Below are 12,609 nucleotides of genomic sequence, written 5' to 3' on the forward strand. Positions count from 1 at the left end.
GTCGCGTCGTGCTCAGTGCCGCGATTCCTTTTCCGCTCCCCGGAGGTCTACCTGTTGCACCGAACACCCCGAGAGAGGATCGCACCGATGAGCAGCAAGGCGGATTCCACCGCGACCCGTTCGTTGAGCCGAGCCTTCGCGAGCACCCGGGCCGTACTGGCCGAGGTCCGGCGCGACCAGCTGGACGCACCGACCCCGTGCGTTTCGTGGGACGTACGCGCGCTGATCAACCACTTCGTCGGCTCGGCCCGGTGGGGCGTCTCCGCCGCCGCGGGCGCCGGTTACCCGGCGACGGACGAGGACTACGCAGCCGGTGACTTCCTCGCCGCCTACGACGACGGCATCACGGCGGCGCTGGCGGCCTTCGCGGCCGACGGCGTCCTGGAGAAGCGGATCGACCTGGCGTTCGGCGAGTTCTCCGGTGCGGATCTGCTGAACATGGTGGTCCGGGACCAGTTCACGCACGGCTGGGACCTCGCCCGGGCCGTCGGGCACGCCACGGACCTCGATCCCGAGCTCGCGGACGAGCTGCTCCACCAGGCCAGGATCGACATTCTCGACGCCTATCGTGGAGCCGGTGGCGAGGCCGCCTTCGGACCCGTCGTCGAGGCTCCCGCCGGCGCGGGCCCGGCCGACCGGCTGGCCGCCTTCCTCGGCCGCGCCCTATGACCGGAGGATCCCTTTGAGCTCTGCCGGACCCGACGCCCCCGACAGCGAGGCTTTCGTCGGCGCCACCGAGCCGTTCCGGCGGGAGCTGCTGGCGCACTGCTACCGCCTGCTCGGCTCGGTCGACGACGCCACGGACGCGGTCCAGGAGACGTACCTGCGGGCCTGGCGTTCCTACGGCACGTTCGAGGGCCGGTCGTCGGTACGCACCTGGCTGTACCAGATCGCCACCAACGCCTGCCTGACCGCGCTCGGGCACAGCAGCCGACGCGTACTGCCGTCCGGCCTCGGCGGCCCGGAAGCGGACCCCGCGGCCGCCCCGATACCGGCCGAACCGGGTGTCAGCTGGCTTCAACCGGCGCCCAGCGCGCTGCTGAGCTCGGACCAGGCCGATCCCGCCGCCGTCGTCCTCGCCCGCGAAGACCTGAGGCTGGCGCTCATCGCCAGCCTGCAGTATCTGTCCGGCCCGCAGCGGGCGGTGCTCCTCCTGCGGGAGGTGCTGTCCTTCCCCGCCGCCGAGGTCGCCGCCATGCTCGGCACCAGCACGACGGCGGTCAAGAGCACCCTGCAGCGCGCCCGCGCGAGGCTCCGCGAGATGGCCCCCGCGGCCGAGGAGATCACCCGGCCCACCGAGCCGGCCGCGCACCGGCTGCTCGACCAGTACATCTCGGCCTTCCAGAACGCCGACGCGCCCGCTCTGGAACGGCTGCTGTGCCGCGACGCGACTCTGGAGGCCACCCCCTTCAAGACCTGGTTCGCCGGTAACAAGACCTGCGTGCCCTATCTCCGCGACCACGTGCTGGGATCGCCCGGTGCCTGGCTCATGCTGCCGACCAGCGCCAACGGGCAGCCCGCCGCGATGGCCTATCTTCGTGATCGGCATGGCAGCCACCAGGCGTACGGAATCGTGGTCCTCACCGTCACGAGCGCCGGGATCAGCCAGATCTTCTCGTTCCACGAGCCCCGCCTGGCCGCCGTCTTCGGCTTCCCGCAGGCCGTCAGCCCACCGTGACAAGACCCATAAGCGCAGGCCAGACCGCGTACGCCGGGCGCGGGTATGGTCGTCGGATGCGCGTGACGGGCACGGTGGCGGTGTTGCTTCTCGGCTGGGCACTGTCGGGGTGTTCGGGGGGTTCCGCCGCTCCCGCGACCCCCGTGGCGGTCGCCCCCACCCCCACGCCACCCGCCGCCTCGGCGCCCGCCTCCCCCAGCCCGTCGCCGAGCCGCATCGGACAGGCCACCGCCGCGCCCCGGTGGCTGGGTACGCGAGTCCTCCCGGTCGGGCCCGACGGGTTCGCCGCCGCCCGCAAGACCCCGGCGGAGCTCCGCGACCGGTCCATCATCACCGTCGACGACCTGCCTCCGCCGACCGACGGCCGGTTCCACTCGACGATCCAGCGGGTGCCGGCCGGCGTACTGGCCCGGTCGAGCTGGACCCAGAGCTGCCCGGTGGCCGCGGCCGACCTGCGCTACGTCACGGTCACGTTCCGCGGCTTCGACGGGCTGGCGCACACCGGTGAACTGCTGGTCAACGCGCGGGTCGCCACCGATCTCGTCACCGTGTTCCGCCGGCTCTACGCCGCCGCGTACCCGATCGAACGGATGCGCATCTCCAGTGCCGCCGAACTGAACGCGCCCCCGACCGGCGACGACAACACCACCGAGTCCTTCGCCTGCCGACCCGTACGCGGTCAGAAGAGCTGGTCGCAGCACGCGTACGGGCTGGCAGTGGATGTGAACCCGTTCCAGAACCCGTACCACAAGGGGGACGTGGTGCTGCCGGAGCTGGCCACGGCTTACCTCGACCGGGCGGACGTCCGGCCCGGGATGGTGCAGCCGCGCAGCACGGTCGTCCGCGCGTTCGAGGCCGTGGGCTGGAAATGGGGCGGGGACTACGCGTCGCTGCGGGACTACATGCACTTCTCGGCGACCGGCGGCTGACGGTACGCGGGCCGGCGCCACCCGACCCGCGTCCGACGTGGACGGAACTTCAGGATCTCAGTACTTCGTGTAGGTGACCGAGTCGTAGCGGGCGGTCAGCGGCGTACCGGGGTAGCTGAACGGGCCGAGCCAGCCGTCGACGCCGATGCCGGGCCAGAGGTTCGCCATGATGCGCTGCGGATGGGTGGGCAGCGGGCCGCGCGATCCGGTCTCCTGGTGCACGAGGCGGCCGTCGACGAACCAGTTGATCGTGCCCTGGTTCCACCATTCGAAGGCGTACGTGTGGTAGCCGGCCGAGGCGTCGAACCCGAGGTTGATGATCGTTTCGTGGCCGCCGACGCCGTTGGTGAAGTAGTTGGTCTGCATCTGGGTGGTGTTCTTGCCGAGGATCTCGACGTCGATCTCGTCCCAGGGCTGGTTGTCGCTCGGTCCCGTGTAGGTGAAGAACGACGTCACCGTGCCGGCCCGTTTGACCGCCGTCATCCGGGTCTCGAACCGCCCGTACGCGTACAGGTCGGTGGTGCGGAACTCCCCGGAGGCGTAGGGCTTGCCGGAGCAGCCGCCCGGGCACGTGGCGGTGTCCAGGTTGATGCCCATGACACCGCCGTTGAACCAGACGTGGTCGGCCCGCCAGCCGACGTTGAACATGCTGCCGTTGCTCCAGCCGTCGGACTTGTACCAGCGGCTGGTGTCGAACGAGCTGAAGCCGTCCGCGAAGCTGCCGCCGATGGCCGCGTACGCGCTGGTGGAGATGTCGACGGCGCCGGCGGAGGCGGCAAGGGCGAGAGCCGCGGCGAGGACGAGGGTGCGGGTGAGGCGTTTCATTGCTGCTCCAGTTTCCTGGGGCGACCGCGGGCAGCGGTACGCCACGGACGAGGGCGATGAGCTGGAAGGGCTTCCAGTCATTTCCAGCGGTCCGGCGGCGTCACGGGAAATGATGAACATACATCGATGAGCTGTCAAGACTCGCTGCCCGCAACCCGGCCTTTACACGTCGGCAAGACGCAGGTAGCTTCCAAAACTGGAAGCGCTCCCAGTTTGTGTCACGTTCTCCCGGCCGGCCGCGGTGGTCACGGCGGCGTCACGCAGGTGGAAACCTGCGGCCGGCCGGGAGGACGCCCAAGCCCTCAGTGGCGCACGAGCGTCCGCGTCGACCCGCGGACGACCAGGCGGGTCGGCAGGATCAGCGGCGTGGGCCGCGAACCATCCAGAATGGACAGCAGCATCCGGGTCATCTCCGTGCCCAGCGCCTCGACGGGCTGGCGGACCGTGGTGAGCTGAGGGTCGGTGTGCTGGGCCGTCGGCAGATCGTCGAAGCCGATGACGCCGACCTCGCCGGGGACCGCCCGGCCGGCCGCCCGCAGCGCCCGCAGCGCGCCGGCGGCCATGTTGTCGGACGCGGCGAAGACCGCGTCGAGATCGGGATGTTCTTCGAGCAGCCGGGCCATCGCGGCGGCGCCGCCGGCCTCGGAGAAGTCGGCGTGCTCGACCCGCCCCGCGGGCAGGCCGGCCACCGCCATCGCGTCCTGGAAGCCGCGGTAGCGCGCTTCGGCGACGTCCAGGCTGAGCGGCCCGGTGATGGTGGCGATCCGCCGGTAGCCCGCCTCGACGAGGTGCTCGGTGGCGAGCCGCGCCCCACCCCGGTTGTCGGTGTCGACATACCACCGGGGCTCCGTACGCAGCGGCCGGCCGCCGAACACGACCGGCACGGCGCTCTGCTCGGCGAGCCTGGCCAGCGGATCGTCGCCGTGCAGGTTCATGAGCATGATGCCGTCGGCGCGCCGGGAACGGACGATCTGCTGGAGCTTGGCGGCGCCTTCGGGCCGGCCGGCCAGCACCAGCGTGAGCGTGAAGTCCGTACGCTCCAACGCGACGCTGATGCCGTAGATGACCTGCGCGAAGAACGCGTCGGCGAAGATGCCGGGCACGTCGGTGGCCACCGCGAGCACCACCGCGCCGACCCGGTTGGTCGCCAGCGCCCGGGCGGACGGATTGGGGACGTAGCCGAGTTCCCGGACCGCCCGCTGCACCGCGGCCCGCTTGGGGGCGCTGACGTTGCCGGAGTTGTTGATCGCCCGGGACGCCACCGACCGCGACACCCCGGCCCGCAGTGCCACCTCGTCGAGGGTCGGCGATCGGTCGGGCGGCGCGGCGTCCATGAGGCGGTGACCGGCCTTTCGTCGCGGGACATCAGCGGGACCCATCGTAGAGCAGGCGTGACACCGCCGGCGCGGACAGCAGCTCTCCCTCGGATCGCCGCAGGTGGAAGCGCTTCCGGTCGCATCCATCCGCTCTCGCCATTGACAGTGTCGGGCGGATTGGCCACGATGCAGGCTACAAACTGGGAGCGCTTCCAATCATTCCCAGTACGCCCTCAAGGAGACCCGATGCGCATACCAAGACGGCTACTCGCGTCATTGGCAACGGTGGGCCTGGTTGCGGCCGCCGCGGCACCGGCGGCGGCCGCCCCCCGCTCCGGTCGCCCCCGCCCACCGCACCCTCCCCGCCGGCACCCGGTTCTACGTCGATCCCGCCGCCGGCGCCGCCCAGCAGGCCGTAGCCGACCTGCGCGCGGGTGACACCGCCGACGCCCTGCGGATGGCCGAGCTGGCCACGTGGCCGCAGGCGATCTGGATCGACAACGGAACCCCCGCGCAGATCGGCACCCAGGTACGCAAGATCATGGCCGCCGCGCGGCTGACGCGTACCGTCCCCGTCCTGGTCAGCTACTTCATTCCCGGACGTGATTGCAGCCTCTACTCCGCCGGCGGTGCCCAGTCGTCGGCCGAGTACCGCGCCTGGATCGCGGCGTTCGCGGCCGCCATCGGGGACGGCAAGGCGGTCGTCATCGTCGAACCCGACGGCCTGGCCCTGCTGCCCAAGGACTGCGCCGGCGACATCGACCCGACCGGCGAGCTGACCGCGCAGCGCCTCGCCGACCTCAAGGCGGCCGTCGGCCTGTTCGGCGCCCAGCCGAACACCTCGGTCTACCTCGACGCCGGCAACAGCGGCTGGCAGGCTGTCGGCACGATCGCCGAGCGCCTGGTGCAGGCCGGTATCGACCAGGCCCGCGGCTTCGCCGTCAACATCTCCAACTACTGGCGTACCGACCAGAACACCCGGTACGCCTCCTGGGTCGCCAAATGCATCTGGTGGTCGACCAGCGGCCCGGACTGGGCCCGCGGGCACGCGGACTGGTGCGCCAGCCAGTACTACTCGGCCGCCGCGCCCAACGACGGCCAGCCCGGCAACGCGGTCGTCTACGAGGACGCGACGACCTGGCACTGGACCGACGCCTGGTTCGACCAGAACGTCGGCACCCCGCCCGCCGACCAGCTCACCCACAACATCGTCGACACCAGCCGCAACGGCGTCGGCCCCTGGACGGCCCCGGCCGGCAAGTACACCGACGCCGAGACCTGGTGCAACGCGCCCGAGCGCGGCATCGGCGCCCGGCCGACCGCCGACACCGGCCTGCCGCTGACCGACGCCTTCCTCTGGATCAAGACCATCGGCGAGTCCGACGGCAGCTGCAAGCGCGGTACCGCCGGACCGGTCGACCCCGAATACGGCGCGGTCGACCCGGCCGCCGGCGCGTGGTGGCCCGACATGGCCCACTGGCTGGCCCGCAACGCCTCGCCCGGCCTCACCTTCAACCCCCACCTGCTGCCCTGACGCTGTCTTACGCGAACGGCGGGGCTCCCTCCGGGGCTCCGCCACCAGACTCGTTCACCCACAGTAATTGGCTCATAACGCATTTCGAATAAGGCGATTCAATCCGCGACTACCCACAGTAATTGGCGCGTAACGCATATCGACTAATGGGTGGCGACTCAACGGCGGAAAGACTGTGTCCACTGTGGATGTGACCCCGATCACACTGTAGCCGGGCGCACCCATCGCAATGATCATGGCGACGCGGACGGCGAGGTTTCCGCCCGATCGTCCGCTAATTTTGTGCGGGTATATCCACTAGGAATACGATAGGGAGCTTCACGAGGTCTTCGACCGAAATCTCCGGCTCGACCCGGCCGCCCCTTCGCATCCGGAGTTCAGCTTCGCCACAGTCACCGCGACAGATACTTCGAGGTCAGCCGGGTAATTCCAGCTCCTATCGTTGTCGGCATGCGACACGACAACGACGTCCACGCCATGACCCGCACCCGTGCCAAGGCCGCCAACTTCGTCCGTGCCCACCTGTCGACCACCCGCCGCACCGCGGCCTACGGCCTAGTCGCCGCGGTCGGCGCCGGGGCGCTCGTGATGTCCGCCGGCGCGGCCACCACCCACGCCGCCACCACACCCTCGGCCGCGACCACCCAGGCCCTCGCCCCCGTCGCCACGCACGCCGCCGCCACGTCCACGAAGGCAGCCGCCGCGACCGCGACGAAGCCCGCTGCGGCGGCCACGACGAAGGCCGCCGCCGCGACCACAGCGAAGGTCAAGGCCACCGTCCCCCACCCCAGCACCAAGGTCCTCAAGGTCAAGTACCAGGCCCAGCCCAACTACTACTGGTGCGGCCCCGCCGCCACCCGCAACGCGCTGAGCGCCTCCGGCCACAACGTGACCATGGCCAGCCTCGCCCGCCAGATGGGCACCACCGAGGCCGGCACGAACAGCGCGTACGACATCACCGCCGCCCTCAACAAGGTGGTCGGCGGCAAGGCGTACACCACCACCGAGCTCTCCAACCCGACGGTCACCGCCAAGCAGGTCGCCGCCCTCCAGCGCGACGTCATCGCCACCATCGACGACAACCGCGCGGTCGTCGCCAACGTCGCCGGCACCGCGACCGACGCCGCCGGCGCGTCCCACAGCTACGAAGGCGGCCACTACATCGCCGTCAACGGCTACCGCGACAACGGCCGCCAGGTCGACATCGCCGACTCGGCGGACCCGTCGCAGTCGCACTACTGGATCGACACGACGGATCTGGCGCAGTGGATCGCGACCCGGGGCTACAGCCACTGAGGCAGCGTTTCGTCTGTAGCGATTCTTGAATAGTTCAGGGCCGGTCTTCCCCCAAAGACCGGCCCTGATTCGTTGTCGTCAACGGCTGGCCGGCTCGATCGCATCGAGACAGGCTGGACCACACGGCGCGGCGCGGGACAGCGGGTGGCCTGATCAACGGGGGTTCCTCGCGATCGCGGCGGCGATGCGACGCGCCTCTGGTCCGTGCTGACGCAGGGTTCCCTCGATCGCCGGCCAGAACCCGGTGAACCACAGGCCTTCCATGGCGGGCTGGGACTTGCCTGTCCTGGGCCGTCCGTTCTGATCGAGAATATCGAGATGGCCGAGCAGCTCTTCGAGGCCTGAGCGGTAACCGGTTGCGACGAGGAGGACGTCGGGCTCGACGCGAACGCCGTCCCGCAGGACGGCTTCGTTCGCGGTCAGGTGGTCGACGTCGGCGACGATGCGAAGCCTGCCGGCTGTGAGGTGGCCGACGAACCCTTGGTCGACGGCGGCCGTCACCCCGCTGGTACGCATCCGGCGGAAGGGTCCGTCTTTCGGGGCGGGCAGGCCGTACGGGCGAAGGTCGCCGAACGCGCGCCGGGAGATGCTGCGGGCCAGACCGTCTCGTAGCCGTTCAGGCAGATGTCGAAGTGCGACGGTGACGGGGTGTAGCGGCACTCCCCACAGCTGCCGCGGCAGGATGTTCGGTGTCCGACGGACGGACATCCACAGCTGGGCCACCTGGTGGTCGACCAGGTGCCCGGCGATCTCGACGGCGGAGTTGCCGGACCCGATCAGAAGGACGCGGCGCCCGGCGAGGTCGGCGGCCCGCCGCAGGCGACTCACGTGCATGACCGGCTTGCGGAACGCGGCCAGGCCTGGCAGGCCGGGCAGCCGGGGGATGCGGTCGCCGCCGGTGGCCACGATGACGTTGGCCGCATCGTAGGTGCCGGCCGTCGTGACCACCTGCCAGCCGTCGGCTGTGGGCATGACGTGCTCGACTCTGACCGTGCATCGGACGTCGAGAGCGTTCCGGTCGGCGTACCGCTCCAGGTAGGCGATGTAGTCGTCGCGGCTGACCCAGCGGCCCGCGGCCCGGGGAATGCGCAACCCTGGCAGGTCTGACAGCCATCGGATGGTGTTCAGACGCAGATCCTCGTGCCGCTGCCGCCAGGACGCGGCGACACGGTCACCCTGTTCCAGGACGATGCAGTCCACATTGCGCTCTTGCAGCGCGGCCGCCACGGCGAGCCCCGCCGAGCCGGCACCGATGATCACTACCGGCGTGTTCACCCGGCCACCCCGGTATCCGTGGCGCGGTGGCCCACGTAATGGATGCCCGTGGGCTGGATGTCCCCGGCGTCGATGGCGGCCTGCTCGTCGGCCATGGCGGCATCGAGGTCGGCGAAGAAGTACGGCGTGTAGGTCAACTGGCTCGTCTGGAAGGTGGAGGTCAATGCCTGGGTGATGGCCTGGCCGGTATGCAGTCCTTCCTCAGCCGCCCAGGTACGCAGATAGCCGGCCCAGCCGACGTTCGCTGCATGCCATCGGTCGTGGTGGTGCTGAAGCCATCCGGGCTGGGCCGCCCCGACCGGCAGATGGGCGAAGCACCACTGGGCGGTCTGATCGTCGAACCGTTCCCAGGCCCATTCGATGACGATCAACGTACCGCCGGGGCGCAGGCTGTCACTGATCCGGCGGGCGACGGCCTCGATGCCGTCGACGTGGTGCAGGGAGGTGCAGGCGATGATCGCGTCGACCGGGCCGTCGAGGGCATGATCCTCGAAGCGGCTGCGGCGGTAGCCCGGTCCTTCGGGCGCGTACGGGTCGATCCCGACCGCCGCATAACCGTCCGTACGCAGCGCGGGAATGAATCCGCCGAGTGGGCCACAGCCGATCTCCAGCACCCGCGACGGTGCGGCCGGCAGGTGCCGGCGGACGAACGGCCAGGTCTCGGCGAGCCAGCGTACGTCGCCGGTGGTTTCGTGCATGGTTGTCATCAGTGGCTGCCTTTCGTTGGTTGCGGGACGAGCGCTGTCGCGGTCGGGTCGGGGCGCAGCAGGACGAGGGTGAGTACAAGGCCCAGCAGTGCCAGGCCGGCGCACGCCGCGAAGCCGGCGCGTAGTCCACTGAGATAGGCGGGGCTCGTCACGGCAGACTCGGCTCCGGTGACCGTGGCCGCGAGGGCGAGGACGGCGGTGACTCCGAGGCCGGACCCGATGCGCTGAGCGGTACTGACGATCGCCGCCGTCACGCCGGCGTCGGTGGACGCCACCGCGGTGACCGCCGGAGCGGTGACCCCGACGAATGCCGCCGGCAGGCCGACGCCGAGCAAGAGTGCGGGCGGCAGCACGTCCGCGAGATAGTCCACAGTGGATGGCAGGGCGGCGAACCAGCCGAGTCCGGCTGCCTGGAAGGCGAGCCCAGCGGCCAGCACCGGGCGAGCCCCCAGAATCTTCAGCAAGCCGGGAATGAACGTCCGAGACGCGACCAACGCGGCCGCCGCGACGGGCAGGACCGCCAGCCCCGATCGCGTCGGGTCGTAGTTCTGGGTTTGCTGCAGATAGAGCGCCAGCAGTGCGAACGCGGGAACGTGCGCAGCGCCGACCAGGGCGTTCACGACTGCCGATCCAGTCACAAGACGTACGCCGAACAGCCGCAACGGCATCAGCGGGACCGAAGTGCGCGCTTCGATGACCACGAAGCCGGCCAGCATCACCAGCGCGGCCACGAGCAAGCCCACAGCGGCCACGCGCGTATCCCGGTCGGCGATCGCAGCCACCGCGTAGCCGAGCATCAGCAGGCCCGCGGTGCCGGCAACCGCGCCGGGCAGGTCGAGCCGTCCGCGCGCACCCGCCGGCCGTGCCAAGTCCGCGGGAAGCAGCCGGTTGCTCCACGCCAGGGCGAGCACCCCGACCGGCACGTTGATCAAGAAGATCGAAGGCCAACCGAGGGCCTGCGTGAGCAGTCCGCCGGTGGCGGTGCCGATCGCGGCGCCCGCCGCGCCCATGGCACTCCAGACCCCGAAGGCACGGCGGCGCGCCGCCGGTTCGGTGAAGGCCCGCGTCAGCAAGGCGAGCTGTGCGGGGATCAGCACCGCGCCGCCGATGCCTTGCAGGGCGCGGGCGGCGATCAGCAGCCATGGCGTCGTAGCCAGGCCGGCGGCCGCCGAGGCCAGCGTGAACAACGTCAGACCCGCACGGAACATGCGGCGAGCTCCGAGCAGGTCGGCAGCCCGGCCACCGACCAGCATGCAGCCGCCGAATGCCAGCAGGTACGCATTGGTGACCCAGCTCAGCCCGGCCTCTCGCAGGTGCAGTCCCGCACCGATCTGCGGCAGGGCGATGTTGACTACCGAGGTGTCCAGGAAAACCAGGAGTTCCACGGCAGTGATCAGCACTAGAGTTCCGCTACGACCCATCAACATGCGGCCAGCCATGAGACCTCCCACTTGACTAGAGTTCGACTCTAGTGAGAATTGCGCTAGAGTTGCGTTCTAGTCAACGTGGGGAGGGTCACCGTGACCGCCGGCCCGAAGCATGGAGCACGCGCGGCGAAAGCAGCCGCCACCCGCGAGCGCATGCTCAAGGCAGCCCGCCAACTGTTCGTCGAGAACGGCTACACCGCCACGAAAATGCAGGCCATCGCGGCCGAAGCAGGCGTCGCGGTCCAGACTCTCTACTTCACCTTCGACAACAAGCGGGCGATCCTCAAAGAACTGCTCGACGTGGAGGTCGCGGGCGACGCCCTGCCGATCACATCCCTCGATCGCCCGTGGGCCGCTCAGGCGCTCGCCGCCCCGCCGGCCGACATGCTCCGGCAACTCGTCGCGAAGACCGCCGAGATCCACGACCGGGTCGCCCCGATCCTGGAAGTCGTCCGTTCCGCGGCAGCGACCGACCCGGAGATCGCCGAACTCTGGCAGACCAACATCACGCAACGCCACACCGTCATGGCAGTGTTCACCGGCGCGCTCGCGGCCAAGGGCGGTCTCCGCGGCGGAATCAACGCCCTGCGAGCGGCCGACGTCGCACTGGCGATCATGGCACCAGAGATCTATCTCCTGCTCACCCGTGATCGAGGGTGGAGCGAGCAGGAATGGGCGGAGTGGGCCGCCAGCACCCTCGCCCGTTCACTACTCACCGAATGCAGCTAGAGTCATCGATCGACAAGAGTCGTAGGCTTGCGTATTTTCGCAGCTCATTCGGCATGCAGATAGGTGGGCCCAAGGCCGCAGAGTGCTAAGCCCATCCTTGTGACGGGCGAACCGCTGCCTGCTCGCTTGGCTCGGTCACGGCGAACAACAACGTGGCCGTCTAGCATTTAAGCTGCGGTGGCTCTGCGCATTCTCTGCCACCAGCCGGGGATCACGGACTTGCGACAAGGATCGGAAGGAGCAATCCTGGCGGCCTCGAGTTTCTGTTCGAGAGCCTCCAGGCCGTGCTTGTGCTTGAAGTTGCGCTCGGCCCGAGTGATAGGCAACAGCCACAGGATCCGAGCGTGGCCCTCTGGCAATGAGCACATCTCCAAGCTTGGCCCCCACAGGTACGGGAGGCTGACGACAAGGAACCTGCAGGCCGAACCTCTGATCCACGGTCGACCGATCGGCACGGTGTGACCATGGTCGAGGGCGAAGCTGCCGCCTGCGGCATGATAGTAGGCGGTCATCGTCAGGGTCTCGATATGCCGAGGATCATGGTCCGGCGCGAGCAGGACGAACTCCAAACCATGGCCATGATGCTGAGTCGCATCCCAGAGGCCCGCCGTTACGTATAGCCAGCCGCCCTCCTCGCGTGTCGGCGCCAAGCGGATCATGTGAAGACCAGGAACTCGCTCGTAGATCGGCCCCTGAGTAGCTGGCAGGACCGTCAGTTCACGAGCCGGGAAGCGGGCAGCCAAGTGGTCACGAACGACCGCGGCGGCGGGTGACAAGTCATGATCCATCGCGGCATCGTGCCACGAGCCGTAGGCGGGGCTCTTGCCGCAGTGAACCCGGATGGTGATCGGTTCGGATACTGCGACAACTGACATCGCGTTTTCGCAGCCAAG

At 69.6% G+C, this 12,609-nt stretch carries 12 protein-coding genes; 6 read left to right on the forward strand and 6 right to left on the reverse strand.

Going from position 1 to position 12,609, the window contains the following annotated elements; genetic code table 11:
• Nucleotides 1-87 precede the first annotated feature (87 nt).
• Genes G401_RS0101615 through G401_RS0101625 form a run of 3 tightly spaced genes read left to right on the forward strand, consistent with a single transcriptional unit; the run spans nt 88 to nt 2,607 of the window.
• Entirely contained in the window at nt 88-669 is a 582-nt protein-coding gene (locus tag G401_RS0101615) for a TIGR03086 family metal-binding protein (protein WP_051365996.1), read from the forward strand.
• Nucleotides 670-682: 13 nt separating this feature from the next.
• Nucleotides 683-1,678, forward strand: a complete 996-nt coding sequence (locus G401_RS0101620) for an RNA polymerase subunit sigma-70 (RefSeq protein WP_027341129.1) — start codon at nt 683-685, stop codon at nt 1,676-1,678.
• Nucleotides 1,679-1,734: 56 nt separating this feature from the next.
• Entirely contained in the window at nt 1,735-2,607 is an 873-nt protein-coding gene (locus G401_RS0101625) for a M15 family metallopeptidase (RefSeq protein ID WP_027341130.1), read from the forward strand.
• Between the two features lie 57 nt (nt 2,608-2,664).
• Here G401_RS0101625 and bglS read toward each other — a convergent pair whose 3' ends face one another.
• On the reverse strand, nt 2,665-3,432 hold the full coding sequence (bglS, locus tag G401_RS0101630; protein ID WP_027341131.1) for a beta-glucanase: 768 nt from the start codon (nt 3,430-3,432) through the stop codon (nt 2,665-2,667).
• Between the two features lie 302 nt (nt 3,433-3,734).
• The gene (locus G401_RS0101635) at nt 3,735-4,766 is read right to left on the reverse strand and encodes a LacI family DNA-binding transcriptional regulator (protein WP_027341132.1); all 1,032 of its coding nucleotides are present in this window, start codon (nt 4,764-4,766) and stop codon (nt 3,735-3,737) included.
• A gap of 277 nt (nt 4,767-5,043) precedes the next feature.
• On the opposite strand from G401_RS0101635, the gene G401_RS42750 reads away from it, so the two are divergent.
• Both G401_RS42750 and G401_RS42755 read left to right on the forward strand, forming a co-directional pair.
• Nucleotides 5,044-6,282 carry a glycoside hydrolase family 6 protein gene (locus G401_RS42750; RefSeq protein ID WP_084556695.1) on the forward strand — a complete coding sequence of 413 codons (1,239 nt, stop codon included), beginning with the start codon at nt 5,044-5,046 and terminating at the stop codon, nt 6,280-6,282.
• Nucleotides 6,283-6,870: 588 nt separating this feature from the next.
• Nucleotides 6,871-7,578 (forward strand): C39 family peptidase, encoded by a 708-nt coding sequence (locus G401_RS42755; RefSeq protein ID WP_084556737.1) that lies wholly within the window; start codon nt 6,871-6,873, stop codon nt 7,576-7,578.
• A 153-nt stretch (nt 7,579-7,731) separates the two neighbouring features.
• Here the strand turns inward: G401_RS42755 and G401_RS42760 are convergent, their stop codons facing one another.
• Genes G401_RS42760 through G401_RS42765 form a run of 3 tightly spaced genes read right to left on the reverse strand, consistent with a single transcriptional unit; the run spans nt 7,732 to nt 10,999 of the window.
• Nucleotides 7,732-8,853, reverse strand: coding sequence for a flavin-containing monooxygenase (locus G401_RS42760; RefSeq protein WP_034590392.1), 1,122 nt, complete (start codon nt 8,851-8,853; stop codon nt 7,732-7,734).
• Nucleotides 8,850-9,560, reverse strand: a complete 711-nt coding sequence (locus G401_RS0101655) for a class I SAM-dependent methyltransferase (protein WP_084556699.1) — start codon at nt 9,558-9,560, stop codon at nt 8,850-8,852. The genes G401_RS42760 and G401_RS0101655 overlap by 4 nt, the downstream gene beginning before the upstream one ends.
• Entirely contained in the window at nt 9,560-10,999 is a 1,440-nt protein-coding gene (locus G401_RS42765; protein ID WP_211240639.1) for an MFS transporter, read from the reverse strand. Before G401_RS42765 ends, G401_RS0101655 begins: the two co-directional genes overlap by 1 nt.
• A gap of 81 nt (nt 11,000-11,080) precedes the next feature.
• Between G401_RS42765 and G401_RS0101665 the strand changes: the two genes are divergently transcribed.
• The gene (locus tag G401_RS0101665) at nt 11,081-11,716 is read left to right on the forward strand and encodes a TetR/AcrR family transcriptional regulator (protein ID WP_027341134.1); all 636 of its coding nucleotides are present in this window, start codon (nt 11,081-11,083) and stop codon (nt 11,714-11,716) included.
• Between the two features lie 167 nt (nt 11,717-11,883).
• Here the strand turns inward: G401_RS0101665 and G401_RS42770 are convergent, their stop codons facing one another.
• Nucleotides 11,884-12,504 (reverse strand): suppressor of fused domain protein, encoded by a 621-nt coding sequence (locus tag G401_RS42770; RefSeq protein ID WP_064741650.1) that lies wholly within the window; start codon nt 12,502-12,504, stop codon nt 11,884-11,886.
• Nucleotides 12,505-12,609: the final 105 nt, after the last annotated feature.

The sequence above is a fragment of the Hamadaea tsunoensis DSM 44101 genome (genome assembly GCF_000428945.1).
Lineage (GTDB): Bacteria > Actinomycetota > Actinomycetes > Mycobacteriales > Micromonosporaceae > Hamadaea > Hamadaea tsunoensis.

Excerpts from the sequence above, each read along its gene's own strand:
- G401_RS0101655 (WP_084556699.1), bottom strand. The coding sequence starts at position 9,560 with ATGACAACCATGCACGAAACCACCGGCGACGTACGCTGGCTCGCCGAG.
- G401_RS42765 (WP_211240639.1), bottom strand. The coding sequence starts at position 10,999 with ATGGCTGGCCGCATGTTGATGGGTCGTAGCGGAACTCTAGTGCTGATC.
- bglS (WP_027341131.1), bottom strand. The coding sequence starts at position 3,432 with ATGAAACGCCTCACCCGCACCCTCGTCCTCGCCGCGGCTCTCGCCCTT.
- G401_RS0101615 (WP_051365996.1), top strand. The coding sequence starts at position 88 with ATGAGCAGCAAGGCGGATTCCACCGCGACCCGTTCGTTGAGCCGAGCC.
- G401_RS42770 (WP_064741650.1), bottom strand. The coding sequence starts at position 12,504 with ATGGATCATGACTTGTCACCCGCCGCCGCGGTCGTTCGTGACCACTTG.
- G401_RS42755 (WP_084556737.1), top strand. The coding sequence starts at position 6,871 with ATGTCCGCCGGCGCGGCCACCACCCACGCCGCCACCACACCCTCGGCC.
- G401_RS0101635 (WP_027341132.1), bottom strand. The coding sequence starts at position 4,766 with ATGGACGCCGCGCCGCCCGACCGATCGCCGACCCTCGACGAGGTGGCA.
- G401_RS0101625 (WP_027341130.1), top strand. The coding sequence starts at position 1,735 with ATGCGCGTGACGGGCACGGTGGCGGTGTTGCTTCTCGGCTGGGCACTG.